This window comes from Novosphingobium kunmingense (assembly GCF_002813245.1).
Lineage (GTDB): Bacteria > Pseudomonadota > Alphaproteobacteria > Sphingomonadales > Sphingomonadaceae > Novosphingobium > Novosphingobium kunmingense.
Genome location: NZ_PHUF01000005.1, coordinates 197,527 through 222,400, shown reverse-complemented (window position 1 = coordinate 222,400; position 24,874 = coordinate 197,527). Strand labels below are relative to the sequence as shown.

At 67.5% G+C, this 24,874-nt stretch carries 23 protein-coding genes; 11 read left to right on the top strand and 12 right to left on the bottom strand.

The window, feature by feature from the left end; genetic code table 11:
* Nucleotides 1-10: 10 nt before the first annotated feature.
* From B0I00_RS17080 to rpe, 4 genes are all read right to left on the bottom strand, one after another.
* On the bottom strand, nt 11-172 hold the full coding sequence (locus B0I00_RS17080) for a hypothetical protein (protein ID WP_157812577.1): 162 nt from the start codon (nt 170-172) through the stop codon (nt 11-13).
* Nucleotides 173-307: 135 nt separating this feature from the next.
* The gene (purH, locus tag B0I00_RS13810; RefSeq protein ID WP_100867988.1) at nt 308-1,897 is read right to left on the bottom strand and encodes a bifunctional phosphoribosylaminoimidazolecarboxamide formyltransferase/IMP cyclohydrolase; all 1,590 of its coding nucleotides are present in this window, start codon (nt 1,895-1,897) and stop codon (nt 308-310) included.
* A 5-nt stretch (nt 1,898-1,902) separates the two neighbouring features.
* On the bottom strand, nt 1,903-3,819 hold the full coding sequence (locus B0I00_RS13805; RefSeq protein WP_100867987.1) for a heparinase II/III family protein: 1,917 nt from the start codon (nt 3,817-3,819) through the stop codon (nt 1,903-1,905).
* 3 nt (nt 3,820-3,822) lie between these two features.
* On the bottom strand, nt 3,823-4,485 hold the full coding sequence (gene rpe, locus B0I00_RS13800) for a ribulose-phosphate 3-epimerase (protein ID WP_100867986.1): 663 nt from the start codon (nt 4,483-4,485) through the stop codon (nt 3,823-3,825).
* A 148-nt stretch (nt 4,486-4,633) separates the two neighbouring features.
* On the opposite strand from rpe, the gene B0I00_RS13795 reads away from it, so the two are divergent.
* The 6 genes from B0I00_RS13795 (at nt 4,634) to B0I00_RS13770 (ending at nt 10,505) form a co-directional block, all read left to right on the top strand.
* Nucleotides 4,634-5,503: a hypothetical protein gene (locus B0I00_RS13795; protein ID WP_100867985.1), complete on the top strand. Its 870-nt coding sequence runs from the start codon at nt 4,634-4,636 to the stop codon at nt 5,501-5,503.
* Nucleotides 5,500-5,769, top strand: coding sequence for a PqqD family protein (locus B0I00_RS13790; protein ID WP_100867984.1), 270 nt, complete (start codon nt 5,500-5,502; stop codon nt 5,767-5,769). Before B0I00_RS13795 ends, B0I00_RS13790 begins: the two co-directional genes overlap by 4 nt.
* Nucleotides 5,756-6,202 (top strand): lasso peptide biosynthesis B2 protein, encoded by a 447-nt coding sequence (locus tag B0I00_RS13785; RefSeq protein WP_157812576.1) that lies wholly within the window; start codon nt 5,756-5,758, stop codon nt 6,200-6,202. The genes B0I00_RS13790 and B0I00_RS13785 overlap by 14 nt, the downstream gene beginning before the upstream one ends.
* Nucleotides 6,203-6,363: 161 nt before the next feature.
* Complete coding sequence (locus B0I00_RS13780; protein WP_100867982.1) at nt 6,364-8,271, top strand: asparagine synthase-related protein; 1,908 nt, start codon at nt 6,364-6,366, stop codon at nt 8,269-8,271.
* 45 nt (nt 8,272-8,316) lie between these two features.
* Nucleotides 8,317-10,017: an ATP-binding cassette domain-containing protein gene (locus tag B0I00_RS13775; protein WP_157812575.1), complete on the top strand. Its 1,701-nt coding sequence runs from the start codon at nt 8,317-8,319 to the stop codon at nt 10,015-10,017.
* Complete coding sequence (locus B0I00_RS13770) at nt 10,014-10,505, top strand: DUF2141 domain-containing protein (protein ID WP_100867980.1); 492 nt, start codon at nt 10,014-10,016, stop codon at nt 10,503-10,505. The genes B0I00_RS13775 and B0I00_RS13770 overlap by 4 nt, the downstream gene beginning before the upstream one ends.
* Here the strand turns inward: B0I00_RS13770 and B0I00_RS13765 are convergent.
* Both B0I00_RS13765 and B0I00_RS13760 read right to left on the bottom strand, forming a co-directional pair.
* A complete protein-coding gene (locus B0I00_RS13765; RefSeq protein ID WP_100867979.1) occupies nt 10,492-11,241 on the bottom strand; it encodes a phosphocholine cytidylyltransferase family protein in 750 nt (249 codons plus the stop codon). The genes B0I00_RS13770 and B0I00_RS13765 overlap by 14 nt on opposite strands.
* Nucleotides 11,242-11,308: 67 nt before the next feature.
* Complete coding sequence (locus tag B0I00_RS13760) at nt 11,309-12,409, bottom strand: inositol-3-phosphate synthase (RefSeq protein ID WP_100867978.1); 1,101 nt, start codon at nt 12,407-12,409, stop codon at nt 11,309-11,311.
* Nucleotides 12,410-12,637: 228 nt separating this feature from the next.
* Between B0I00_RS13760 and B0I00_RS13755 the strand changes: the two genes are divergently transcribed.
* Both B0I00_RS13755 and B0I00_RS13750 read left to right on the top strand, forming a co-directional pair.
* Nucleotides 12,638-13,543: a CDP-alcohol phosphatidyltransferase family protein gene (locus B0I00_RS13755; protein WP_232730251.1), complete on the top strand. Its 906-nt coding sequence runs from the start codon at nt 12,638-12,640 to the stop codon at nt 13,541-13,543.
* Between the two features lie 52 nt (nt 13,544-13,595).
* Nucleotides 13,596-14,813, top strand: coding sequence for a M20 metallopeptidase family protein (locus tag B0I00_RS13750; RefSeq protein WP_100867976.1), 1,218 nt, complete (start codon nt 13,596-13,598; stop codon nt 14,811-14,813).
* Here B0I00_RS13750 and B0I00_RS13745 read toward each other — a convergent pair.
* The 6 genes from B0I00_RS13745 to B0I00_RS13720 all read right to left on the bottom strand — a co-directional run bounded on the left by B0I00_RS13745 (nt 14,810) and on the right by B0I00_RS13720 (nt 21,365).
* Nucleotides 14,810-15,868: a LacI family DNA-binding transcriptional regulator gene (locus B0I00_RS13745; RefSeq protein ID WP_232730250.1), complete on the bottom strand. Its 1,059-nt coding sequence runs from the start codon at nt 15,866-15,868 to the stop codon at nt 14,810-14,812. The genes B0I00_RS13750 and B0I00_RS13745 overlap by 4 nt on opposite strands.
* 66 nt (nt 15,869-15,934) lie before the next feature.
* A complete protein-coding gene (locus B0I00_RS13740; RefSeq protein ID WP_100867975.1) occupies nt 15,935-17,818 on the bottom strand; it encodes an acetyl/propionyl/methylcrotonyl-CoA carboxylase subunit alpha in 1,884 nt (627 codons plus the stop codon).
* Nucleotides 17,815-18,288 (bottom strand): nuclear transport factor 2 family protein, encoded by a 474-nt coding sequence (locus B0I00_RS13735; RefSeq protein WP_100867974.1) that lies wholly within the window; start codon nt 18,286-18,288, stop codon nt 17,815-17,817. The genes B0I00_RS13740 and B0I00_RS13735 overlap by 4 nt, the downstream gene beginning before the upstream one ends.
* Complete coding sequence (locus B0I00_RS13730) at nt 18,288-19,889, bottom strand: carboxyl transferase domain-containing protein (protein WP_100867973.1); 1,602 nt, start codon at nt 19,887-19,889, stop codon at nt 18,288-18,290. Before B0I00_RS13730 ends, B0I00_RS13735 begins: the two co-directional genes overlap by 1 nt.
* A gap of 10 nt (nt 19,890-19,899) precedes the next feature.
* Nucleotides 19,900-20,202: an alkylphosphonate utilization protein gene (locus tag B0I00_RS13725; RefSeq protein ID WP_408635242.1), complete on the bottom strand. Its 303-nt coding sequence runs from the start codon at nt 20,200-20,202 to the stop codon at nt 19,900-19,902.
* A complete protein-coding gene (locus tag B0I00_RS13720; protein ID WP_100867971.1) occupies nt 20,202-21,365 on the bottom strand; it encodes an isovaleryl-CoA dehydrogenase in 1,164 nt (387 codons plus the stop codon). The genes B0I00_RS13725 and B0I00_RS13720 overlap by 1 nt, the downstream gene beginning before the upstream one ends.
* A 96-nt stretch (nt 21,366-21,461) precedes the next feature.
* On the opposite strand from B0I00_RS13720, the gene B0I00_RS13715 reads away from it, so the two are divergent.
* From B0I00_RS13715 to ahpF, 3 genes are all read left to right on the top strand, one after another.
* Nucleotides 21,462-22,334 (top strand): LysR family transcriptional regulator, encoded by an 873-nt coding sequence (locus tag B0I00_RS13715; RefSeq protein ID WP_100867970.1) that lies wholly within the window; start codon nt 21,462-21,464, stop codon nt 22,332-22,334.
* A gap of 289 nt (nt 22,335-22,623) precedes the next feature.
* Nucleotides 22,624-23,187, top strand: a complete 564-nt coding sequence (gene ahpC, locus B0I00_RS13710) for an alkyl hydroperoxide reductase subunit C (protein WP_100867969.1) — start codon at nt 22,624-22,626, stop codon at nt 23,185-23,187.
* 81 nt (nt 23,188-23,268) lie between these two features.
* On the top strand, nt 23,269-24,864 hold the full coding sequence (gene ahpF, locus B0I00_RS13705; RefSeq protein WP_100868162.1) for an alkyl hydroperoxide reductase subunit F: 1,596 nt from the start codon (nt 23,269-23,271) through the stop codon (nt 24,862-24,864).
* Nucleotides 24,865-24,874: the final 10 nt, after the last annotated feature.

Sequence of the window (24,874 nt, the reverse complement as noted above, 5' to 3'; positions counted from 1 at the left end):
GAAGCGGCGATCAGCGGGTGTGGTCGACCACGACCGGGGCGGCTTGGGCCGCGGCCACGATGCCGCCCTGCGGTTCGTCTGCAAAGGCGCTGGTGCCCGCGACGAGTGCCGCCGCCCCCAGCACGAAGCCGATGGCAAAGGAACGGTACAGATCGGCTTTGAACAGGCCCATGGTACGACGACTTTCGATTTCGCGTGATTCGCTTGACGGCCCCAATGCAGGTCGCGGCCTTACCGTCGAGTGAATAGCGACCTGTCCTGCCCGCCGGCGCGGCGAAGCGAAAGTCAGGCACGACGAACCGTGACGTCAGTGGCGGAAATGACGCATCCCGGTGAAGACCATGGCAAGGCCCGCGGCATCTGCAGCGGCGATGACTTCGTCGTCGCGGATCGAGCCGCCGGGCTGGATGATCGCCGTCGCGCCCGCTTCGGCCGCAGCGAGCAAGCCGTCGGCAAAGGGAAAGAACGCATCGGAGGCGACCGCGCTGCCGACGGCGCGGCTTTCGGGCCACCCGTGCTTCTGAGCCGCCTCGGCCGCCTTCATCGCGGCGATTCGCGAGGAATCGCGGCGGTTCATCTGGCCCGCGCCAATCCCGGCGGTGACTCCGTCCCTGGCATAGACGATCGCGTTCGACTTGACGTGGCGGGCCACGGTCCAGGCGAACAGGCAATCGGCCAGTTCCTGCGCCGTGGGCGCGCGCTTGGTCACGACCTTGAGGTCGGCCTCGCCGATCGCGCCGTTGTCGCGGTCCTGGACGAGGATCCCGCCGGCGATGATCGCCATGGTCTGGCCGGGACGGCGCGGATCGGGGAGGCCGTCGGTGATCAGGAGGCGCAGGTTCTTCTTCCTGGCAAAGGCCGCGCGCGCCGCCTCGTCGGCGCCGGGGGCGACGACCACTTCGGTGAAGATCTGGCAGATCGCCTCGGCCGTCGGGCCATCGAGCGGCACGTTGGTCGCCACGATCCCGCCGAAGGCCGAAACATCGTCGCAGGCCAGCGCGCCCTGCCAGGCCTGAAGCAGCGTATCGGCCTGGGCGACGCCGCAGGGATTGGCATGCTTGACGATGACCACCGCCGGCTTCTGCCCGCTGAATTCTGCCGCCAGTTCCAGCGCGGCATTGGCGTCGTTGTAGTTGTTGTAGGACAGTTCCTTACCCTGGACCTGCTGCGCTTGGGGCAACCCCTTGGTGTGCGGGCCGACCGGGAGATAGAGCGCGGCGTCCTGGTGCGGGTTTTCCCCATAGCGAAGCGTGCCGGCAAGCTTGCGCGTCATCGACACCATCGGCGGGAACTTCTGACCTTGGTCGGCATAGGCGAACCACTGGCTGATCATGCTGTCATAGGCCGCGGTGGCGGCAAAGGCCTTGGCGGCCAGCAGGCGGCGGAACGCCAGCGTTGTCGCGCCGTCGGTCTGATCCAGTTCGCCAAGCAGCGTCGCATAGTCCGACGGATCGGTGACGATGGCGACGAAGGCGTGGTTCTTGGCCGCCGAGCGCACCATCGAAGGGCCGCCGATGTCGATGTTCTCGATCACCGTGTCGCGGTCCGCGCCGCGCATGACGGTGGCTTCGAACGGATAGAGATTGACCACGACGAGATCGATCGCGCCGATCGCGTGGGCTTCCATCGCCGCCGCGTGCTCGGGATTGTCGCGCACCGCCAGAAGGCCGCCGTGAACCACCGGGTGCAGCGTCTTCACGCGGCCGTCCATCATCTCGGGAAAGCCGGTCAGGTCGGACACGTCCTTGACCGCAAGGCCCGCCTCGCGCAGCGCCTTGGCCGTGCCGCCGGTCGAGACCAGTTCCACCCCGCGCCGGCTGAGGGCCTGGCCCAGTTCGACCAGACCGGTCTTGTCGGACACCGAAAGCAGTGCCCGGCGAATCTTGACGTCGCTCACGTTGATTACCCCATTTTCTTGAGCAGCCAGGCAAAGCTGCCGCCGCCGCGCGATACCAGGCCGGACAGGACCAGCTGCTGGATCGGCTGCGGACGGCCTTGCCCGTCGGCCCACAAACTTTCCTCGATGGCGAGTTGCCCCTCGCCGCCGGCGCGGAACTGCCAATAGGTCCCATCGGGCAGGGCCAGCCCCGCCCCCTGCCCGTCGTCCGACAGGCGCAACTCGATGCCTTGTCCGAGGTGAAAGCGGATTGCGAAACCGACCTTGCCGGTCTTGCCCTTGCCGCTGCGCGGGACGAGCAGGTCCTCGCCGCGCAGTTCAGTGCCGTCGTCGCGCAGGATCAGGATGCGGCGGTGAATCAGCCCGTGGCGCGAGGCATAGCCGTTGTGGCTCGCCTCCAGCCGGGTCGCCCCACCCTGCCGCTCGCCCGGGATCACGCGGCGATCGACCTCGACCTCGGAGACCCCGCTGCCAAGCTTGCCGTTGATCACCACGGCGGTCGAATTGGCATCGTCGAGCACCAGTGTCGAATGCGCCGCCGTGGCGCGCAGCCCCTGTTCGAGCCGCACCGGAATGAGCCCGCCGGCGCAGGCCGCGCCGCCGCAATTGACGATGATGCGGTGCGGCCCCTGGCTGAGCTCGAAGGCAAGGGTCGAGGCGCAGCCCGAACGCGCGTGCCTCGCCAGCGGCGGAGGCGCCGCGTCGAACTGGAGGATGGTCTTGCCGGCCGCGACGCGCTGGTAGCCCCACTGGCGCACGTCGCGCAAGGGACGGGTGCGCACGCCGCTGGCGGCGATCAGCGCGGCAAGATCATCGGCGTCGACCGCCCAGGCGCCCTGCCACGAGCCAAGACCGCCGTCGCCGTGCGTCAGGGCCAGCAGCGGCGGGACGAGAAGCGCCAGGATCGCCTCGAGCGCCGGGGGCGGATCGCGGCGCACCGCCTGGTAGCAGGCGCGCAGCCGCACCAGCAGGCCGATCGCCTCCATCTGCATCAGCGGGCTGCGCGACAGCACGCCGCCATCGTCGCCGACCATTTCGCCCAGCGCCTTGATCAGTCCTGCTTCGCCGAACAGGCGGCGCGGCTTGCCATCGGGCATCAGCAGACCGGCCCCGACGATGCCGCACCAGCCGGCCACTTCGCCCAGCAGATCGTCGGCACGGCCGACGTTCTTGTCGAGCCAGCGGGCCGTTTCGGCGAGATGGTTGAACACCCGCCCGCGCCGCGCCGATTCGCTGCTCGACAGGATCAGCGGGGCGTGGACCAGCCAGTTGAGCACCCGGGCGCCGGCATTGCCGACCGACCAGGCGGGGCCCTTGCCTGGGCGCGATGGCGGCCTGGGATTGGCTTCGAGCCAGGCGGCGAGAACCCGCTCGGCAACCGGCACGCCCTGTTCGCGCGGGCCGCAGGCCTCGACGTCGGCGAGCCAGGCGAAGGAATGGACCAGCCGTTCGAGCGGCGGGGTCATGCGCGCGGCGCCGGCGAAATCGACCTGGGCGATCGGCGCCTTCATGCCGAAGACCTGGAAGTGCCCGGCGCGCAGCGCGGTCCCCCCCATGCGCGACCCCGGCAGCGGGTTCTGCACCGTCGCCAGCAGGCGCGGCTTGGCCGCCTTTCCGAAGCGACCCGACAGCGTCGCGCCCGATACGCCCATGCGGTAGGCAAAGCGCAGCAGCCGCTCGCCCGCCCCGACCGAAGGCGGAGCGAAATCGGCAAGGGCCAGGGCGCGTCCCGGTTCGATCACTTCACCCGGCGCTTGGGACGGCAGGCTGTCGGCCGGGGCGATGTCGGCGTCGCTCAGCACCGCGTCCTCATGCGCCGCGCCAAGCGGGATCGCGGGAGCCTGCGGCCCGGCCCGGTCGGCACCGGCGAAGCTGTCCTGGCCCTGGCCATGCGCTTCGCGGGTGGACTGGGCGTCGCTCACGGTTCACCCCAAGCCCTTGAGCGCGGCGATGTTGGCGGCATAGCGATCGGGCCCGCCGCGGAAGGTGGCCGTCCCCGCGACCAGCACGTCGGCCCCGGCCGAGACACACAGCCGCGCGGTTTCGGCATCGACCCCGCCATCGACCTCGAGCCGGACGTCGCGCCCGGCCTTGTCGATCATCTTGCGGACCGCCTCGATCTTGCGGAGCTGGCTGGCGATGAAGCTCTGCCCGCCGAAACCGGGATTGACGCTCATCACCAGGACGAGGTCGATGTCCTCGATCAGGTAGTCGAGCGTCTTGGCCGGCGTCGCCGGGTTGAGCGAAATCCCGGCCTTCTTGCCGTGCGCCTTGATCGCCTGGACCGTGCGGTGGGCATGGGGGCCGGCCTCGGGATGGAAGGTGATGTAATCGGCGCCAGCATCGGCAAAGGCGTCGATAAAGGGATCGACCGGGCTGATCATCAGGTGAACGTCGAGCGGCATGGCCGTGTGCGGGCGCAGCGCCTTCACCACCATCGGCCCGATCGTCAGGTTGGGGACGAAATGGCCGTCCATCACGTCGACGTGGATCCAGTCGGCCCCGGCGGCGTCGATGGCGCGCACCTCTTCGCCCAGCCGGGCAAAGTCGGCGGACAGGATGGAAGGCGATATCAGCGGCGCGGGCATGAGCGGAATCGATCTCCGTTTCTTGGCGCTTAACCACACCATCTAGGGGGAACAAGCGCGAAGGCGCCGCTTTTCCACACTGGATCTTGGGTTCCCGCGCGCTTTGCCGCAATTGACCTGCGCCCCCGGCAGCGTCACAGCAGCGACCATGGCCGAAGGTCGTCACAACCCGCGCGATTCCATGGCGCTGCTGCAGCGCGAGACCGCCCTGCGTGAAGGCGAATGGCGGGGAGCACTGGGCGAGACGACTCTGTCGCCAGGCCAGCAACGGATGGACGGCGACGAATTCCTGGTGCTCGCGCGCGCTGGCTTCAGCCTGCATTACCGCAAAGGCGAGGGGGTAACGCTTGGCGGCTACAGGCCCGAGTACGCCCAAGAACTGGCGCTTCAAAGCGTCGGCAGCCTCTATGCTGCGATTGCCTGCATCAACGGCTTGCTGCCGATCCACGCCTCTGCCGTGGCGGCAAGCGGCCGCGTCATCGCGTTCACCGCACCTTCGGGCGGCGGCAAGTCAACGCTGGTCACGGGGCTTGGCGACCTCGGACTGCCGCTGTTTTGCGACGACACCCTGGTGCTGGACCTCGCCGATCCGGCCCTGATCCACGCGTTGCCGGGGCACAAGCGGGTCAAGCTATGGCCCGAGGCGATGGCCCTGACCGGGCGCGCGCCGGTCGACCTGGTCCTGCCCGACTATCCAAAATACTACGCCAGCCCCGCCGCGGGCGACGTGACGCAGCCCTTGTCGCTCGGCGCGCTCGTCTACCTCGAGGAAGGTCCGCAACCCGCGCTGCGTCGCCTTGCTGCGGGCGAGGCGATGGCGGCCTTCGCCGACGACCACTACACGCGCGACCTTTACGACGCCGCCAATCCGCACACCCGCGCCGAGCGCTTCGCCTTGCACGCCCGCATCGCCCGCCAGGTCCCGGCCTACATGTTCACCCGCCCCCTGGCGGGTTCCCGCTTCGGCGAAACTTGCGCGTTCCTCGCCGAGCGGATTGCCGCTATGGTCAAGCCATGACCGATGCGCTGCGCAAACTGGACGATACCTATTCCGAGACCGCCATCGACGACGAGATCGTCCTGATGAGCCTTAGGAGCGGGGACTTCTTCTCTCTGCAGGGAACGGCGCGGTCGATCTGGCTGCTGATCGATGGCTCGCGCACACGGGCCAACATCGTTGCGGCGCTGGCTGCCGAATATGGCGTCGAACCTGGCGCCATCGCTCCCGATCTTGACGCCTTTGTCGCAGAATTGCAGGGGGTCGGCGTTCTTGCTGGCGGTTGACCGCGGCAAGGCCTGGGCGCAGACCGCACGATCAGCGGCGCTGCTTTGCCTGGCCATGATCGTGGTCGCCGTGGTGCCCTTTCGCTTCTGGCAAGACCGGATCGGCGGCGGGCCGAGCGAAAGGTCCGACCCGGCAGCAGCGCGCCGCTTGGCCGCGTCGATCGAACGCGCCGCCCATCGCCTGCCCTTCAGGGTCAAATGCCTGCCGCGCGCCCTGGCCTTGGGCCTCATCCTGCAGCGCCGCGGCCTCGCCCACCGGATCGTGCTGGCCGTGCGGCCCCAGGCGCTGCGCGGGCACGACGATGATCTGCACGCGTGGGTGGAAGTGGAGGAGGCTGTCGTTCTGGGCGATCTGCCGGGACCCTGGATCGAGGTTCTGGCAAAGCCTCCGCGCGTCGAGAACCTTGCCTTGGGAACGGAAATCGTTAGTTAGGTATTTAACCGCCTAACAAATCCCAGGAGATCGTCGTGACCAAGGTTGCCGAAAAGACCGCGCGCTGGACCAAGCCTGTCCTGACCAAGCTCGGCAATCTCAAGGACGTGGCAGGCGGCAATCCGAACCCCACGCAGAACGTTAACAACTCCTAGAACCGCTTGATTGCCGTATGGCGTGACTGGTCCGGATCGCCGATCCGGTGTTCGGCCCGGATTGCATCATCGCTGGGCCTCTTTGCCGGACAGCCCGCAGCCTACCACCTCGCGGGCAGAACCTGCTCCAGCCAGCTCGCGTCACCCCGTCCGAACCGATCCGCTGCGCATTGGCGTCCGTTTACAACGGCCTCGGGCGATACGCTGCTGCTGAACGGCCGGATCGACAACGCGCCGGAGCTGGCCTCCCGCTTTGGCCTGACCGGAGCCGATCCTCTCGCCATCTACGCGCGCGCCATCGAACAATGGGGTCTTGAGGCCGACCGGTTCGTTATCGGCAACTACTGTTCGGTCCTGGCCGGTGAGACGGCGATCCGCATTGCCCGTTCTCCGTGGGATGCGCCGCCGCTATGTTTCGCCAGCTTCGATGGCCAGACCGTGGTTTCGTCGGTCCCCCGGGCCATCCTGGCAGCGGGGCTGCCGGACCGGCCTGACCGCATCAAGCTCGCCGACAATCTGTTCTTCAACCTGCTCGACCGGACGCGCGGCTGGTACGAAGGCATGGGGCGCGTGGCGGGCGGGACGGTTGTCACGATCGAACCCGATGGCGGGTCGCAGGCTCATGACTACTATGACCCTCGCAACCTGCCCAAGGTCCGCTTCAGAAGTGACGACGATTACGTCGAGGCGGCGCGATCGCTGCTCGACGAGGCGACGCGCCGTGCGCTGGAGGGCGCGGCCCGACCGGGCATGATGCTGTCGGGCGGTCTCGATTCCCCGCTTGTTGCAAGTGCGGCCCTGAACTGCATCGATCCCGGCAAACGCCTGCCAAGTTTTACCTTCGCCCCGCTGGAGTCGTGGCAGGACGCGCTGCCTGAAGGGTTGATGGGCGACGAGCAGCCCCTTGTGAATGCCTTCGCCGCGATGCACCCGCGGATCGATCCGCATTTCACCCGGAACGAAGGGATCGGCTTCGACCACCGCCTGGCCGATTTCTTCGCGGCCATGGGCGGCGCGCCCAACCACCTGTGCAACTTCTACGTCTATCACGGAGTCTGGCAGGGCGCGCGAGACGCCGGCTGCGATGTGCTGCTGACCGCCGACTTCGGCAACCAGACCTTCAGCGGCGGCGCAGACTGGTGCTTTGCCGAATACCTCAGGACATTCCGCCTGCGGCAACTGTGGCTCGCGGCCAGGCACCGCCCCGGCGACCCGCGACCGATGTGGCAGAAAATTGCCGCCCTCAGCGTTCTGCGCCTTCTTCCCCTTGCCATCCGGCGCGCCGTCCGCGCGCGGCGTCATCCTGGTCAGGGTTCGCTGAACGCACTTTTGTCGCTTCTTCCCGATAGCACTGCGGCCCAGGCCGAGGATCGAGCCGATAGCCAGGGCGCAAGGCTCGAGAACGAATATCCCGCCTCGCACGAAGACGCCGTGGCGTTCGACTATGCCTGGCATGATTGCGAAGCCGCCGAAGTCCGCCAGGCCTTCGAACAGATCTACGGCCTGCGCGCTGCGGACGTGCCGACCTACCGACCACTGGTCGAATTCTGCGCCGGGATCCCGACGGACCAGTACATCCGCGACGGTTCGGCGCGATGGCTTGCCCGCCGGATGGCAAGCGGCCGGCTGCCCGAAGCCCAGCGGCTCAACACCCGCTACGGCCGCCACAACGTCGACTGGCACGAACGGCTGACGCCGCGCCTGGACGAATTCAGGCTGGCCGCCCGGTCCATTGCCGAGGATCCCGATCTTGCCGGATTGATCGACACCGACAAGCTTGACGCCCTGCTACAGTCTTGGCCGGATACCACTTCGACCGACATCGCGGTATTGGGCCCCTATGGTGCGGCAATGCCCCGCGCATTGCTGACCGCCCGGTTCGTGCGCTACGTCAGCGGCCGCAATGCACCTTGATGACCTTTTTCCGCGGTACAGCGCTTGTGGCAGGCGCCGGCCGCGATGACGGAACATAACGCACTGCGCCGCCTGATCGCCCCCGGACAGCGCGCGGCCGCCACGGGTCTCGTTCTGCTCATGGCAGCGTCGGCCCTGACCGAAGGCCTCGGGATAATGCTGCTGGTGCCGCTGCTCGCGGCGCTGCAACCGGGTGCGACAGGTCCGGTGGGTATCTGGCTCGGCCGTCTGCACGTTGATCCTGGGCTGGGCGAGACGCTTGCGCTCTTCGTCGTGCTGATCGCGCTGCGATCGGCAATCAACGTCGCGCGCGGCTCCGCTGCACTGCGCTTCGAACTGGGTGTGGTGCAAGCACTGCGCCGGCGCGCCTGGAACGCCCTGCTGGACGCCGACTGGCGCACCCTTTCGGCCATGCGCCGCAGCGACAGCATGAGCCTGCTGACCACCGAGATCGACCGGACCGGCTACGGGATCAACCAGGCGATCCAGGGTCTCGCCGTGGCCATCACCCTGGCCGGACTGGGCATTGCAGGGCTGGCCGTCGCCCCGCTGGTCACGCTGATCGGCGGGGTCGGAGGACTGTGCGTGCTGCTGGCCTATCGGCGGATGCGCCGCCGCGCCGCCGCGCTGGGCGAGCGTCTGGGCGAGGCCCATGCCGGGCTGCAGGGTTCACTGGGAGACAGCCTCGCCGCCATCCGCACGGTCAAGAGCCTCGGCGGCGAGGCGCGCGCGCGCGAAGGCGCCTTTGCCGGATTCGCGGCGCTGTTCGGGGCGCGGATGGCGTACCAACGCGACATGGGCCTGGGACAGGCAGGGCTGCAGATCGGCGGCGCGCTAGTGCTGGCAGGGCTCGACTGGATTGCAGCGGCCCGCTGGCATCTCGGTCCCGCAGCGATCCTGCCGGTGGTCGCGCTGTTCGCGCGCAGCCTGCCGCTGCTCGGGGCGTTGCAGGAATCCTGGCAGAACCTTGCCCACGCCCGGCCCGCGATGATCGCCGTCTTTGCCCTGATCGACCGGGCCGAAGCCGCGCACGAACCGGACGCGCGCGATGCCGATGCCCCGCCGCTGGCCCGTGAACTCCGTTTGGACCGCGTCGGCGTGCAGTTTGCCGGAAGCCCGGTTCCGGCCTTGACGGACATCGACCTGATCGTGCCGGCAGGCCGAATGATTGCGCTGACCGGGCCATCGGGCGCCGGCAAGAGCACGCTTGCTGACGTGTTCGCCGGGCTGCTTTCGCCTGATTGCGGATCCTTGACGGTCGACGGGGTGACGATCGATCCCGCCCTGCGCCGGGCCTGGCGCCGCCGGGTCGCTTACGTCCACCAGGACGCAGTGCTGGCCGCTGACAGCCTGCGCGAAAACCTCGCCTGGGGCCTGCCCGTCGACGACCTGGCCATCGAGGCGGCCCTGCGCGCCGCGGCGGCGGAGTTTGCGCTCGATCTGCCCGAAGGCCTCGCCACCCGGCTGGGAGATGGCGGACGCGTCTTGTCAGGGGGCGAGCGCCAACGACTGGCCCTGGCCCGGGCGCTGCTGCGCGATCCGGCGCTGCTCATCCTCGACGAGGCGACCAGCGCGCTCGACGCGGACAGCGAGGCGCGCATCGTTGAGGCCATAGCAGGCCTCAAGGGTCGCATGACGATCGTGGTCATCGGCCACCGGGGGGCGCTGCTTGCGCTGGCAGATCAGGTCGTTAAGCTTGATCGAGGAGCGATCGTCGCGATCGACCGACGGACGGAGACGGGATGATCGCCAGGGCACTTGAGCGCGCGGCCTTGCTTGTCGCAGGCGGCGCGGTGCTGGCTGCAGCGGCGCCGATCCCGCAGGCCGAAGCCGCTCCGCCCGGCTGCGTCGGTCCGGTCAGCGATACCTGGATCCACGTTTCGGTCAGCGGGGTGCGCAGCAGCAACGGGCTGGTCGCGGTGACCGTCTATGCCGACGATCGGTCGCGGTTTCTGGTCAAGCGAGGATCGGTCGGCGTGATGCGGATGCCCGCCCAGCAGGGCGAAACGCGCGGCTGCGTGTACCTGCCCGGGCGCGGCGTCTGGGCCCTGGCGATCTATCACGACGAAGACGGCGACCAGCAGTTCGACCGCAGCGGCATCGGCCTGCCTCGTGAAGGCTACGGCTTTACCAACAACCCGTCGACCGTCGTCGGGCTGCCGTCGTTCGCGTCGGTGCGGCTCAGTGTGCCCAAGCCCGGACTCCTGACGCGGATCCGGGTCAAGTACCCCTGATCGCGGCGTAGACGTCGGCCAGTTCGCGCGGCGCCTGGTCTTCGGCCAGGGCGTGGGCACGCGGATCGTCGACGTCGAGCCACCAGGCCGCGCCGATGTCCCAGGTCGCGGCCCGCCCCGCATCGGCCAGGGCCTGCATACCGTCCGACAGGCTGCCTGCCTTGCCCGAGGCGATCGCCGCCCCGATGGCGCGGGCCAGTTCGGGCGTGGCGAGAAAGGCCCCGCAATCGACCGCGTCATAAGTCGGGATGGTCTTGCCGATGGTGCGGATAAAGCCGCGCAGGTCGGTTTCGACCCAGGTCGCGTCGTCGGGATCGACCAGCGGATTGCCGGTGCGCCTGTCGATCGCCAGGGTGACGCCGCGGTCGGCCCCGCCCTGCTGCGCGAGTCCGGCCAGGATCCCGCCCGAAAAGATGTGGTCGGCCATCATCAGCAGATAGTCGCCATCGATCCGCGCGGCGCCGGCCATGACCGACCAGCCGTTGGGCCTGGACCAGTCCTCGACCCGCGCCGGTTCGATTGCGATGCCGCAGCGCGCCGCCAGGGCGGGCAGCGCCGCCTCGAGCCGTTCGGCCTCGTGCCCGGTCGCGATCACCACCTTGCCCGCGCCGGCAGCCCTGGCCTGGCGCACGCCCAGTTCCAATAGGGGAACCCCGGCCACGGGGGTCAGCGGCTTCGAATCCGACAGGTCGCGCAGGCGGCTCCCGAACCCGGCGGCGATGATCAGAGCGTCCATATGATGGTCCGGATGCGGAAACGGCGCCGGTTGCCCGGCGCCGTCTCGCTTGTCTGTCTGCTGACGCTTATTCGGCCGCGAGGGGCGTTTCGGCGACGTATTCCTCGACCATCTGGGCGGCGAGGTCATCGACGAACTGCTGCGGCGGATGCTTGCAGAAGTAGGCCGACGGACCGATCAGGGCCCCGCCTTCGCCGCGTTCCAGAGCGACCTTGCAGCAGCGGATCGCGTCCATGACGCAGGCTGCCGAGTTGGGGCTGTCCTCGACCGAGAGGCGCAGTTCCAGGTTCATCGGCACATTGCCCCACTGGTTGCCTTCAAGGCGCAGGAAGCACAGCTTGTTGTCCTTCTGCCAGGGAACGTAATCCGACGGGCCGACGTGGATGTTCTCGTCCTCGAGGCGCGAAGCGAGCATCGCCTGCACGGCTTCGGTCTTCGATTCCTTCTTCGAACCCAGGCGCTGGCGGTCCAGCATGTTCATGAAGTCGGTGTTGCCGCCGGTGTTGAGCTGATAGGTGCGCTCCACCGTCACGCCGCGGGCGGCGAACAGGCTCGACAGCACGCGGTGGACGATCGTGGCGCCGACCTGGGCCTTGATGTCGTCACCGACGATCGGGATGCCGGCATCGCGGAAGCGGACTTCCCATTCGGGGCGGCTGGCGATGAACACCGGCATGCAGTTGACCACGGCAACGCGGGCTTCGAGCGCGCATTCCATGTAGAACTCGGTCGCGTCCTGCGAACCGACGGGCAGGAAGTTCAGCAGCACCTCGGCGCCCGAATCCCTGAGCGCGGCAATGATCGATTCCTTGGTCGCTTCCTGTGCATCCGCAAGGATGAAGCCCTTGTCGCCGACTGTGGTCATGTGCGGCGCAACGCCGTCCAGCGTCTTGCCCATGATGACCTTGTTGCCGGTCTGCGGAACCTGCGGCATGAAAACCGTGGTGTTGTTGGGCGCGGCGAAGATCGCTTCGGAGATATCCTTGCCGACCTTGCGCGCATCGACGTCGATGCCGAGCACGAAGTCCACGTCGCCCGCGCCGTAGCCGCCGATCTTGTCGTGGATCAGCCCTTCGGACGAGTTGTTCTGGCGATAGTAGGCAACCCCCTGAACCAGTGAACTGGCGCAATTCCCAACGCCAATCATGGCGACCTTGATGGGCTTCATGTGCGATTCGATCCCTTATCGTTAATAGTGACGCCTGCGCGGTTCCATCGGTTCTGGCGTCAACGTGGCGCAGTCCAAAGCAATTGAGCGGCCTGCCGTCAAGCCGAATGGCGATTCCACGCTGAAACTACGGTGAATAGCGCGTGCAAAACCATTCGCAAAGCATTGCCTGCAGGCCCGATGACGCTATGCGCTGAGCAAGGGGCACGCCAGAAGAGGTCGGTAAGGGTGGATTCGGGAACAACGTCGCTCAAACCCGCGCCGAAACGGCCGATGCGCCCGCGCGAGTTGCAGGATGCGCTCAACTTCCACCTCTATCACCCGCTGGCCTGGCAACTGGCGCGGCAACTGGCCAGGACGCCGATCACCCCCAACATGGTTTCGGTCTGCGGCGCGATCATGGTGATCCTCGCCGCGGCCGCCTATGCCCAGCCGTGGTATCCGCTGAGCGCGGCGCTGGGCATGGCCCTGCACATGAGCTGGCACGTGGTCGATGGCGCCGACGGCGATCTGGCGCGGCTGACCGGTCGGGCCAGCCCGATCGGGGAGATGGTCGACGGGCTGTGCGACTATCTGAGCCACGTGGTGCTCTATCTCGTGCTTGGCTGGATCCTGACTGCGGAAGGCGGGTTCTGGGGCGGCTGGCCGGGCTGGACTCTGATGTGGATCGCCGGGATCGGCCACGCGGTTCAGGCCAACCATGTCGAGGTTCAGCGCCGCCAGTACCAGTACTGGGTCTACGGCATGCCCTGGCTGCGCTCGAGCCATGGCCGGGCGGAATCGGCCACCTCGCGCAGCTGGGCGGCAAGCCTGGTCAGCGGATATCTGGCGCTGGCCAACGGCATGACCCCGCACGCCCTACGGATCGACGCGGCAGTCGAAGCGGCCAGGGGCGATCCGGCCCGCCTCGCCGAGATTGCCGATGCGGTCCGAGCCGAAGCGCCGCCACTGCTGCGGCTGTGCAAGATCCTCGGCCCGAATCCGCGCGCGGTCGTGCTGGGACTGTCGATGCTGGCCGGCAGCCCGCTGTACTATTTCCTCTATCAGGCGGTCGCCTTGAACCTGCTGCTGGTCGTGTCGGTAAACGCCCATAACGCCGCGGCAAAGCGCATCGCGGCGCGCATCGCAGCCTAGACGCCGGGCCAGCGCCGGGTATCATGCCGCCAGCCCCCCTGGCGGAGAGCCCATGCTGCACGAATCGCTGATCGAAGACGCCCGCGCCCTTCAGGGCCAGATGATCGCGCTGCGCCGCGCGATCCATGCCGAGCCGGAACTTGGCCTCAACACGCCCCTGACCCGCGACAAGGTCCGCGCGGCGCTGGCCGACCTGCCGCTGACCTGGCGCGAAGGTCCGTCGACCACGGGCCTTGTCGCGACGCTCAAGGGCGGCGCCGGGGCCGGGCGCAGCGTCCTGTTGCGGGGCGATATGGACGCGCTGCAGATGCCCGAGGAAACCGGGCTCGAATACGCCTCGACCATTCCCGGGACGATGCACGCCTGCGGCCACGATGCCCATGTCGCCATGCTGGCCGGCGCGGCACGGATGCTGGCGGCGCGCGCCGGCAGCCTTGCGGGCGAAGTGCGCTTCATGTTCCAGCCGGGCGAGGAAGGCCACCATGGCGCGCGCTTCATGATCGACGACGGGCTGATCGGCGGCGGCCCGGATGGCACGCCGCTGCCCGATGCGGCTTTCGCGCTCCACGTCATGCCCAATTCGAAGCACGGCCTCATCGCCGGGCGCGCGGGCGCGCTGATGGCTTCGGCCGACATGTTCGACATCACCGTGCGCGGGCGCGGCGGCCACGCTTCGATGCCGCATTTCTCTGCCGATCCGGTGCCGGTCGCGGCTGAGATCGTCCTGGCCCTGCAAAGCGCGGTTACCCGCCAGTTCGACGCCCACGATCCGGTCGTCTGCACCGTCGCCAAGATCGAGGCGGGCAGCGCGCACAACGTGATCGCCGATTTTGCCGCGATGCGCGGCACGCTGCGCTCGCTCTCGGCGAAGAACCGCGCGGGGCTGGCTGCGATGGTGAAGCGCGTGGCGGACGGCGTCTGCGCCGCGCACGGACTGAGCGCGGATGTGACGATCACCCCGGGCTTTCCCGTCACCGTCTGCGACGCGCGCGCCGTCGCCCTTGGGGAAGCGGTAACAAAGGATCTGTTCGGCGCAGATGCCTTCCACTCCCTGGCCCGGCCGATCATGGGGGCCGAGGACTTCAGCTATGTGCTGGAACAGGTGCCCGGTGCGATGCTGTTCCTTGGCGTCGCGCACGAAGGGGCCGACTGGCAAGCCTGCGAAGGGATCCATTCGACCCGCATGGTGCTCGACGAAAGCGCCCTGCCGCGCGGCGCCGCGTTGCTGGCGGGATTGGCTGAACGCTACCTGGCGCGCGGTTTCGCCTAGGCGGCGCGCATCGCGCTGCCCCGGGCGAGCAGGCGCACCGGCACCAGCCATTCGTCGCTCGGGGTGCCGGCCATCATTGCCTTCAGGCGCTTGACCAGCAACTCGGCCGCCAACGGCAGATCGGGTTCGATCGTGGTCAGCGGCGGCACGACGTGTTCGCCCGCGTTGATCCCGTCGAACCCGACCACCCCGACCTGGTCTGGGATCGAGAGGCCCTGGGCCTGCAGTTCCTGCATCGCGCCCAGTGCGATCTGGTCGCAGGCGGCGAAGATCCCGTCGAACTTCATGCCGGTATCGATCATCTTGCGCACGGCCTCGTGGCCCTGCTCGATGCGCGACAGGCTGGGGTCGATCTGGACCATCACCGGAGTGTGCCCGGCGGAGCGCATCGCGCGCGAGAACCCTTCGAAACGTTCGGCGTACTGGCGCTGCAGCGAGGTGACCGATCCGATGTAGACGCTGTTCTGGTACCCGTTTTCGAGCAACGTCCGCGCCGCGATCTCGCCGCCCGCGACATTGTCCGAGCGGACCCAGTTCTGATCCTGGTATGGCGCGCCCCAGCAGACCATGTTGGCCCCGCTTTCGGCCACTTCGCGAAAGTGGGCCCAGGCCTCGGTATTCTCGGCGGTGCCGATCACGATCAGGCCGTCGGCGCGGCGGTTGCGCTCGTAGTAGCCGTTGAGGTTGGCAGCGCTGTCCTGAAACGAGGTCAGCGCGTCGCATCCCGCCGCCGATATCGCCGAACAGATGTTGCCGAGCAGCGAATAGTAGAAGGGGTTCATGTCGCCCTTCAGTTCGCCCGGACGGCAGATCACCACCACCGCGATCACGTCGGTGCGCCCGGTGCGCAGCCGCGTGGCGTTCTGGTCGATCGAGTAGTTCAGCTCCTCGGCCGCGCGCTTGACCTTTTCGCGGGTCAGCTCGCTGACCACCGGATCACCGGCCAGCGCGCGCGACACGGTCGACTGGCTGACGCCGGCCAGTTCGGCCACGTCGAACGAGGTCGCCCGCGTGCGCCTGGTTGACCGTTTGAGTTGATCGGCTTCGTTGGCCATCGATCGTCCTTCGCCCACGCCCGTGAGGCGCCCCTAAACGCCTCTAGGCGCTAAGGCCGGGTCTTTTCAAGCCGACGCCTCGATCCGGGCAAGCAGCGCCTCGACCTGGACCTGCGCGCCGGGCTGGGCGGAAAGTTCGGCCACCGTGCCGTCGAACGGCGCGGTCAGCGTGTGCTCCATCTTCATCGCTTCGAGCGTCAGGAGCTTCTGGCCCTTGATCACCGCCTGCCCCTCGCTCACCTCGACCGCGATGACCTTGCCCGGCATGGGCGAGAGAATATCGCCGTCGTGAGCGGAATGGTGGCCACCGCCACGCCGGGCCAGCGACAGCTCATGGGCCTGCCCGTCCTGGAACCCGATCGCGATTGCCCCGCCCACGGCATAGGCCGCGGTGCTGAAGCGGTCGTTGTCGGGATAGTCGGTGACGTGGTGCCCATCCACGTAGAGCCCGTCGTTGAAGGACCTCGGCGCGTTTAGCCGGAAACCGGGGATCGACGCGGGATCGGAGAACAGGCGGCCGAGATTGGCGTCGGCGAGGACCAGCTTGTCCATCGCGTCCTTGAACAGCGCGACCGAGATGGGCCGTTCGCTGGTGAGCACTTCGAGCTTGCGGTCGATCGCGCCGGTATCGACCGCACCGGCAACGAAATCGGCGTCCTGGAGAAGGCGGGCAAGAAACGCGGCGTTGGTCCGCACCGGCCAGACCTCGACCGACGACACGGCTTCTTCGAGACTGGCGATTGATGCGGCGCGGTCCGGTCCCGCAGCGATGACCTTGGCGATCATCGGGTCATAGAACGGCGAGATCGCCGCCCCTTCCTCCACCCCGGTATCGATCCGTGCCTTGCCGCTGGGCAAGCGCAGATGGTCTAGCGGCCCCGTGCTGGGCAGGAAGCCCTTCGCGGGATCTTCGGCGTAAAGCCGCGCTTCGATCGCCCAGCCGTTGATGCCGAGGTCTTCCTGCTTGAGCGGGATCGGCTCGCCGCTGGCCACGCGCAATTGCCATTCGACCAGATCGACGCCGGTGATCTCCTCGGTTACCGGGTGTTCGACCTGCAGGCGCGTGTTCATTTCCATGAACCAGATGCGGTCGGCGCGCAGGCCGTCCGAGGCGTCGGCGATGAACTCGATCGTGCCCGCGCCTTCGTAATCGACCGCTTTCGCCGCGCGGACGGCAGCGGCGCAGATAGCCTCGCGCGTGGCCGCGTCCATGCCCGGCGCAGGGGCTTCCTCGATCACCTTCTGGTGGCGGCGCTGTAGCGAACAGTCGCGCTCGAACAGGTGGACCACGTTGCCGTGGCTGTCGCCGAACACCTGGACCTCGATGTGACGCGGCGAGAGGATGTACTTCTCGATCAGCACGTCGGTGTTGCCGAAGCTGGACGCGGCCTCGCGGCGGCACGAATCGAGCGCGTCGGCGAACTCGCCCGCACTCTCGACCCGGCGCATTCCCTTGCCGCCCCCGCCGGCGACCGCCTTGATCAGCACCGGGTAACCGATCGCGTCGGCCTCGCGCTGGAGGCGTTCGGGCGACTGGTCCGCGCCGAGATACCCCGGCGTCACCGGCACCCCGGCGGCGATCATCCGTTCCTTCGCCGCATCCTTCAGACCCATTGCGCGAATGGATTCGGGCAAAGGGCCGACCCAGATCAGGCCCGCGTCGATCACCGCCTGGGCGAAGTCGGCGTTCTCCGAGAGGAAACCGTAACCGGGGTGGATCGCCTGGGCATTCGTGGCCTTGGCGGCGGTGATGATCTTTTCGCCGACCAGATAGCTTTCGCGCGCCGGCGAAGGTCCGATATGCACCGCCTCGTCTGCCTGGCGCACGTGCAGCGCCTTGGCATCGGCATCGGAATAGACCGCGACCGTGCGGATGCCCATCGCCCGCGCGGTGCGGATGATCCGGCAGGCGATCTCGCCCCGGTTGGCGATAAGCAGGCTTTCGATCATTGCCCCGGGCACCCTGTCACGCGCGAGGAGAAGGTGATGTTCATCACCTTCCACACGCCGCTTTCCCGGACCATGTCGAAATGGTCGATGCCGCAGCTCAGCACCTTGCCGCCTTCGGTGATCGTGAAGGGCGCCCAGACCATGGCGACATCGCCGTCGACCTCGACCACCGGGTTGCTGATCCGCTCGACGAAGCCTGCGCCCAGTTTCATCCGTGCGGCATAGTCGGCCCAGGACCGGCTGCGCGTGCCCGAAAAGCCGCTGGGCAGGGTTCCGCTCGCCGTGACGCGCCCGTCGGGGTAGACCAGCTTCAGCAGCGCCGGCCCGTCGCCCGTCTCGAGCGGCGCGAAGATCGCCTGGGCGGCGGCAAGCACCTCGGCGTCCTCGAACGCGGGGGGCGGCAGCGCCTCGACCCTGGGCAGGGGCTGGGCGGCCAAGGCAAGCACGGAAAGCGTCAACAGCATGGGCATCACATCCGGAACACGCCGAACGCGGGGCGCTCGGGAATTGGCGCTTCGAGCGTGGCGGCCAGCGCCAGGCCCAGCACGTCGCGGGTCTGGACGGGATCGATCACCCCATCGTCCCACAGCCGCGCGGTGGCGAAATAGGGGTTGCCCTCGTCCTCGTACTTCTGGCGGATCGGGGCCTTGAACGCCTCGGCCTGATCAGTCGTCCAGGTCTCGGCATCGCGGTGGACCGTGGCCAGCACCGAGGCCGCCTGCTCGCCGCCCATCACCGAAATCCGGCTGTTGGGCCAGGAGAACAGGAAGCGCGGCGAATAGGCGCGGCCGCACATGCCGTAATTGCCCGCGCCAAAGCTGCCGCCGATCAGCACGGTGATCTTGGGCACGGTGGCAGTGGCGACGGCGGTGACCAGCTTGGCGCCGTGCTTGGCGATTCCTTCCGCCTCGTACTTGCCGCCGACCATGAAGCCCGAGATGTTCTGCAGGAACAAGAGCGGGATGCGGCGCTGACAGGCCAGTTCGATGAAGTGCGCGCCCTTCTGCGCGCTTTCCGAAAACAGCACGCCGTTGTTGGCAAGGATCGCCACCGGCATGCCCCAGATGTGGGCAAAGCCGCAGACCAGCGTCGACCCGTAATGCGCCTTGAACTCGTGGAACTCGCTGCCGTCGACCACGCGGGCGATAACCTCGTGTACGTCATAGGGCGCGCGCACGTCCTCGGGGACGATCGCGTAGAGGTCTTCGGCGTCGTATTTCGGCAGGCGCGGCGGCACCAGCGGGAGGCCGTGGTCGTGGCGCGGGCCGAGGTGCGAGACGATGTCGCGCACGATGGTCAGCGCGTGTTCGTCGCTGTCGGCGAGGTGATCGACCACGCCGGACTTCCGCGCGTGCAGGTCCCCGCCGCCAAGATCCTCGGCGCTGATCTCCTCGCCCGTCGCGGCCTTGACGAGCGGCGGGCCTGCCAGGAAGATCGTGCCCTGTTCGCGCACGATCACCGTCTCGTCGCTCATCGCCGGAACGTATGCGCCGCCCGCCGTGCAACTGCCCATGACGCAGGCGATCTGGGGAATACCCTTGGCGCTCATGTTCGCCTGGTTGAAGAAGATCCGGCCGAAATGGTCGCGGTCGGGAAAGACCTCGCTCTGGTGCGGCAGGTTGGCCCCACCCGAATCGACCAGGTAGATGCAGGGCAGGCGGTTCGCCTCGGCGATTTCCTGCGCGCGCAGGTGCTTCTTGACGGTCAGCGGGTAATAGGTCCCGCCCTTCACCGTCGCGTCGTTGGCCACGATCATGCACTGGCGGCCCGATACGCGGCCAATCGCGGTGATGATCCCGGCGCCGGGAATATCCTCGCCATAGACCCCGTCCGCCGCAAGCTGCCCGATCTCGAGCAGGGGCGATCCGGGATCGAGCAGCCGCTCGACCCGTTCGCGGGGAAGCAGCTTGCCGCGCGCGGTGTGGCGTTCGCGGCTCTTCGCGTTGCCGCCCAGCGCCGCTTCGGCCACCCGGGCACGAAGATTCGCGGCGAGTGCGCGGTTGTGGTCCGCGCGGGACCGGGCCTGAGGGTCGCCCGCGTCGAGCGCCGATGCAAGAACGGGTGCAGTCATGCCTTGCGCCTCACCGCTTCCTGACGAACTCGGCCCGCAGCACGAGCCCCTTGATGCCGGGATACCTGCAGTCGATCTCCTGCGGATCGCCGGTCAGCCGGATCGACTTGATCACGGTGCCCTGCTTGAGCGTCTGCCCCGCGCCCTTGACCTCAAGGTCCTTGATCAGCGTTACCTGATCGCCATCGGCCAAGAGATTGCCGACCGCGTCGCGGACCTCGACCATGCCTTCGGCGGCGCGCTTTGCGGCCAGTTCCTCGGCCGGCAGCCATTCGCCGCTGTCTTCGTCGTAGACGTAATCGTCGTCGCCCATCAGTTCGCTCCGATCAGTTCGCGCCCGATCAGCATGCGACGGATCTCGTTCGTTCCGGCGCCGATGTCGAGCAGCTTGGCGTCGCGCAGGAAGCGTTCGACCGGCCAGTCCTTGGTATAGCCCGCCCCGCCCAGCGCCTGAACCGCCTCGCCTGCGGTGCGGAAGGCGTTCTCGCTTGCCAGCAGGATCGCGCCGGCGGCGTCGAAGCGGGTGGTCTGCCCGGCGTCGCAGGCCTTGGCCACGGCGTAGACATAGGCCCGGGCCGATTGCATCGCGACGTACATGTCGGCGACCTTGGCCTGCATCAGCTGGAACGAGCCGATGGCTTTGCCGAACTGCTTCCTTTCGCGGACATAGGGAATGACCACGTCGAGACAGGCCTGGATGATCCCGATCTGCATGCCCGCCAGCACCACGCGCTCGTAATCGAGCCCGCTCATCAGCACGCCGACGCCGCCGTGAAGCGGCCCCATCACGTTTTCGTCAGGCACGAAGCAATCGTCGAAAACCAGTTCGCACGTCGGCGAACCGCGCAGACCCATCTTGTCGATCTTCTGCCCGATCGAGAACCCGGCCATGCCCTTCTCGATCAGGAAGGCCGAGATGCCGCGCGACCCGGCCTCGGGCGCGGTCTTGGCATAGACCACCAGCGTGTCGGCATAGGTCCCGTTGGTGATCCAGAACTTGGTGCCGTTGAGGCGGAACCCGCCGGGAACGGCGTCGGCCTTCAGCTTCATCGAGACCACGTCGGACCCGGCCCCGGCTTCCGACATGGCGAGGCTGCCGACGTGTTCGCCGCTGATGAGCCCTGGCAGGTATTTCGCCTTCTGCTCCTCATTGCCCCAGCGGCGGATCTGGTTGATGCAGAGGTTGGAATGGGCGCCGTAGGACAGGCCGACGGCCCCGCTGGCGCGGCTTACCTCCTCCACCGCGATCACGTGGTCGAGATAGCCGAGGCCCAGCCCGCCCCATTGTTCCTCCACCGTGATGCCATGCAGCCCCAGCTCACCCATCGGCTGCCACAACTCGCGCGGGAAACGGTCCTCGGCATCGATCGCGGCGGCGAGCGGCAGGATCCGTTCGTCGGCAAAGCGGCCCGCCGCCTCGCGGATCATCTGCGCGCTTTCGGTCAGGCCAAAGTCGAAATCGGGGGTGGCGCGCATCCGGCAATTCTCTCCAACACTGTCTGGTCGCACGGTAGCGCGGCGCGGCAAAATGGAAAAACTGGATTTAACCGCCCGATAGTATAGGACTGACCTATGCTAAGCCGCACCCAGATGAGGCATTTCCTCGCCGTGGTCGATACCGGCAGCTTCACTCGCGCTGCCCATGCGCTGAACATCGCGCAGCCGTCCTTGTCCGGCGGTATCGCTGAACTCGAACGGCAACTCGGCACGCGTCTGTTCGTGCGCGAGCGGCGCCGGATCGGCCTGACCGCGGCCGGTAACGCGCTGCTGCCGATGGCCCGGGCGATCGAAGCGCAGTTTCACGATGCCGAAGCGCGGATCGGCGCGGTGCCAGTTCCGGCGCGACCGATCCGGCTCGGCGTGCTCGACACCGTTTCGACTGCCTGGATCGAAGCGACGGTCGCCCGCTATGCCGGCGATCGTCCGCTCGAACTGACAGAGGGAGGCGAGCGTGAACTGGCCTCAGCGCTGGCTACGGGGTCGATCGATCTCGCGCTGACATTGCTCGGCGGGGGGCGGCGCAGCGAAGGGACGGTGCTGCTGGAGGAGGATTATTGCCTGGCCCTGCCTGCCAGCCATCCGCTTGCCGCAGCCAGCACGATTCGGGCCACCGACGTCGCCGGCGAAACGATGATCGCGCGCCGCGCCTGCGAAGTGCTGGGCGAAACCAGCCGGTTCTTCACCACCAGCGGCGTCCGGCCGCGATTCGCCTTGCGATCGGCCCACGACGACCGCGCCATGGCCCTGGTCCGCGCCGGGCTGGGCGTAACCGTGGCGCCGCGATCGCTCGGCATTGCCGGCGTCACGATGGTGCCGATCAGCGATTTCGGATTGCGGCGCAGGATAGGGCTGGTCTCATCCCAAAGTCCTACGAACACGCTCGATCGGGACAATGCCCTGGTGCAAGTGCTTGAAAAAACGGCGCCCCGCTTTCGCGTTGCGTAAAATGCAACACTGAGGGCAATTTTCGCACTTGCAACATTGCGCCGTGCAACTCATATAGGTCGGGCCTTTCAGGCATCCTCTCCCAAAGACTTCAACAGGGTCGGCTCTTCGGAGCCGGCCCTTTTTTTATCCATAATTCTCAGCCTTATGGGATCTGCAGCACTGCAATCGCCAAAGCCGATCACAGTCATTCGAATATTCCGATGGCCATTGTGCATTGCAGCAACCACATGGCGAAAGGCATTCTCGCCGGACCTCCGGCACCCACCAAGCACAAGGAAGAAAATCGATGGGTATCATCGGCAGCACGATCAAGCCGTTCACCGCACAGGCCTTCCACCAGGGCAAGTTCGTCGAAGTCACCGACAAGGGCACTGCCGGCAAGTGGGCCGTGTTCTTCTTCTATCCGGCCGACTTCACCTTCGTCTGCCCGACCGAGCTCGAAGATCTGGCCGACCAGTACAAGGGCCTCAAGGCGATGGGCGTCGAAGTCTATGCCGTGTCGACCGACACCCATTTCAGCCACAAGGCCTGGCACGACACCTCGCCCGCGATCGGCAAGATCGACTTTCCCATGCTGGGCGACCAGAACCACGTGATCAGCACCAACTTCGGCGTGCTGCGCGAAGGCCAGGGCCTGGCCGACCGCGCGACCTTCGTGGTCGATCCCGACGGCGTGATCCAGGTGATGGAAGTGACCTGCGAAGGCGTCGGCCGCAACGCCGAGGAACTGGTCCGCAAGATCAAGGCCGCGATCTACGTCCGCGAAAATCCCGGCCAGGTCTGCCCGGCCAAGTGGGAAGAAGGCGCCGACACGCTGGTTCCCTCGTTCGACCTCGTCGGCAAGATCTGATCGCGCCGCACCGTCCCGGCCGGGCGAACCCATCGCCCGGCCACCGGACGGTTGTTCCATCCCCTCCCCAAGGAAACCGCCATGCTCGACACCGCAACCAGCGCACAGCTCAAGAACTATCTTGCCAACCTGCGCCGCCCGGTGGAGCTGGTGGCAAGCCTCGACGATAGCCCCAAGGCCGCCGACATGCGCGCGCTGGTCGCCGGCATCGCGGACCTCTCCGACAAGGTCTCCGTCCGTTTCGATGGCGATGATGCACGGCGGCCATCCTTCGCGATCCGCGCCGACAAGGGCCGCGCCGAAGCCGTTTTCGCGGGCCTGCCGCTGGGTCACGAGTTCACCTCGCTGGTACTGGCCCTGCTCCATGTCGGCGGGCATCCGCCCAAGGAGGATGCCGAATTGCTCGATGCGGTGCGCGCGCTGGAGGGCGAATACCGGTTCGAAACCTTCTTTTCGCTGAGCTGCCAGAACTGTCCCGACGTGGTCCAGGCCCTCAACATCATGGCTGCGCTCAACCCGAACGTCAGCCACGTCGCGATCGACGGCGCGCTGTTCCAGGACGAGGTCGAGCGCCGCCAGATCATGGCCGTGCCTGCCGTCTTCCTGAACGGTGAACCGTTCGGCCAGGGCCGCATGGACCTTGCCCAGATCATGGCCAAGCTCGACACCGGCGCGCTCGCCCGCGCAGCAGAAAAGATCGCCGCCAAGGAGCCGTTCGACGTGCTGATTGTCGGCGGCGGCCCGGCTGGCGCGGCCGCGGCGATCTATGCCGCGCGCAAGGGCATCCGGACCGGCGTGGCGGCCGAACGGTTCGGCGGCCAGGTGCTCGACACGATGGGCATCGAGAACTTCATTTCGGTGCCCCACACCGAAGGCCCGCGCCTTGCCGCGCAGCTCGAGGCTCACGTCAGGGACTACCCGGTCGACGTCATGAACCTGCAGACCGCCGTGGCGCTGACGCCCGCCGATGGCCCGGGCCGTCTCCACGAAGTAGAACTGGAAAGCGGCGCGCGGCTCAAGGCGCGCACTATAATCCTGACCACCGGCGCGCGCTGGCGCCAGATGGGTGTGCCCGGCGAGGATCTCTACCGCAACAAGGGCGTGGCCTATTGCCCGCACTGCGACGGTCCGCTGTTCAAGGGCAAGCGCACCGCGGTGATCGGCGGCGGCAATTCAGGCGTCGAGGCGGCGATCGACCTGGCGGGCCTCTGCGCCGAGGTCACCCTCATCGAATTCGACGGCCAGCTGCGCGCCGATGCGGTGCTGCAGGCCCGGCTGACGAGCTTGCCCAACGTCACCGTCGTCACTTCGGCTCTCACCACCGAAGTGCTGGGCGACGGGGCCAAGGTTACCGGCCTGCGCTACAAGGACCGTTCGACCGATGCCGAACACGTGATCGATCTTGACGGGATCTTCGTGCAGATCGGTCTGGTGCCCAACACCGAGTGGCTCGACGGCACGATCGCGCTCACCCAGCGCGGCGAGATCGAGGTCGACGCTCGGGGCGCGACGAGTCTTCCGGGCGTTTTCGCTGCCGGCGATGCGACCACCGCACCCTACAAGCAGATCGTCATCGCGATGGGCGAAGGGGCGAAGGCCGGGCTGGCCGCTTTCGATTACCTGATCCGCCTGGCTCCCGCCGACGACGAAGCCGAACTGGTCGACGAATTCGGCTGAGGAGAAGGGC

Excerpts from the sequence above, each read along its gene's own strand:
- B0I00_RS17080 (WP_157812577.1), bottom strand. The coding sequence starts at position 172 with ATGGGCCTGTTCAAAGCCGATCTGTACCGTTCCTTTGCCATCGGCTTC.
- rpe (WP_100867986.1), bottom strand. The coding sequence starts at position 4,485 with ATGCCCGCGCCGCTGATATCGCCTTCCATCCTGTCCGCCGACTTTGCC.
- B0I00_RS13795 (WP_100867985.1), top strand. The coding sequence starts at position 4,634 with ATGGCCGAAGGTCGTCACAACCCGCGCGATTCCATGGCGCTGCTGCAG.
- B0I00_RS13790 (WP_100867984.1), top strand. The coding sequence starts at position 5,500 with ATGACCGATGCGCTGCGCAAACTGGACGATACCTATTCCGAGACCGCC.
- B0I00_RS13775 (WP_157812575.1), top strand. The coding sequence starts at position 8,317 with ATGACGGAACATAACGCACTGCGCCGCCTGATCGCCCCCGGACAGCGC.
- B0I00_RS13770 (WP_100867980.1), top strand. The coding sequence starts at position 10,014 with ATGATCGCCAGGGCACTTGAGCGCGCGGCCTTGCTTGTCGCAGGCGGC.
- B0I00_RS13765 (WP_100867979.1), bottom strand. The coding sequence starts at position 11,241 with ATGGACGCTCTGATCATCGCCGCCGGGTTCGGGAGCCGCCTGCGCGAC.
- B0I00_RS13760 (WP_100867978.1), bottom strand. The coding sequence starts at position 12,409 with ATGAAGCCCATCAAGGTCGCCATGATTGGCGTTGGGAATTGCGCCAGT.
- B0I00_RS13750 (WP_100867976.1), top strand. The coding sequence starts at position 13,596 with ATGCTGCACGAATCGCTGATCGAAGACGCCCGCGCCCTTCAGGGCCAG.
- B0I00_RS13745 (WP_232730250.1), bottom strand. The coding sequence starts at position 15,868 with ATGGCCAACGAAGCCGATCAACTCAAACGGTCAACCAGGCGCACGCGG.
- B0I00_RS13740 (WP_100867975.1), bottom strand. The coding sequence starts at position 17,818 with ATGATCGAAAGCCTGCTTATCGCCAACCGGGGCGAGATCGCCTGCCGG.
- B0I00_RS13735 (WP_100867974.1), bottom strand. The coding sequence starts at position 18,288 with ATGCCCATGCTGTTGACGCTTTCCGTGCTTGCCTTGGCCGCCCAGCCC.
- B0I00_RS13730 (WP_100867973.1), bottom strand. The coding sequence starts at position 19,889 with ATGACTGCACCCGTTCTTGCATCGGCGCTCGACGCGGGCGACCCTCAG.
- B0I00_RS13725 (WP_408635242.1), bottom strand. The coding sequence starts at position 20,202 with ATGGGCGACGACGATTACGTCTACGACGAAGACAGCGGCGAATGGCTG.
- B0I00_RS13720 (WP_100867971.1), bottom strand. The coding sequence starts at position 21,365 with ATGCGCGCCACCCCCGATTTCGACTTTGGCCTGACCGAAAGCGCGCAG.
- B0I00_RS13715 (WP_100867970.1), top strand. The coding sequence starts at position 21,462 with ATGCTAAGCCGCACCCAGATGAGGCATTTCCTCGCCGTGGTCGATACC.
- ahpC (WP_100867969.1), top strand. The coding sequence starts at position 22,624 with ATGGGTATCATCGGCAGCACGATCAAGCCGTTCACCGCACAGGCCTTC.
- ahpF (WP_100868162.1), top strand. The coding sequence starts at position 23,269 with ATGCTCGACACCGCAACCAGCGCACAGCTCAAGAACTATCTTGCCAAC.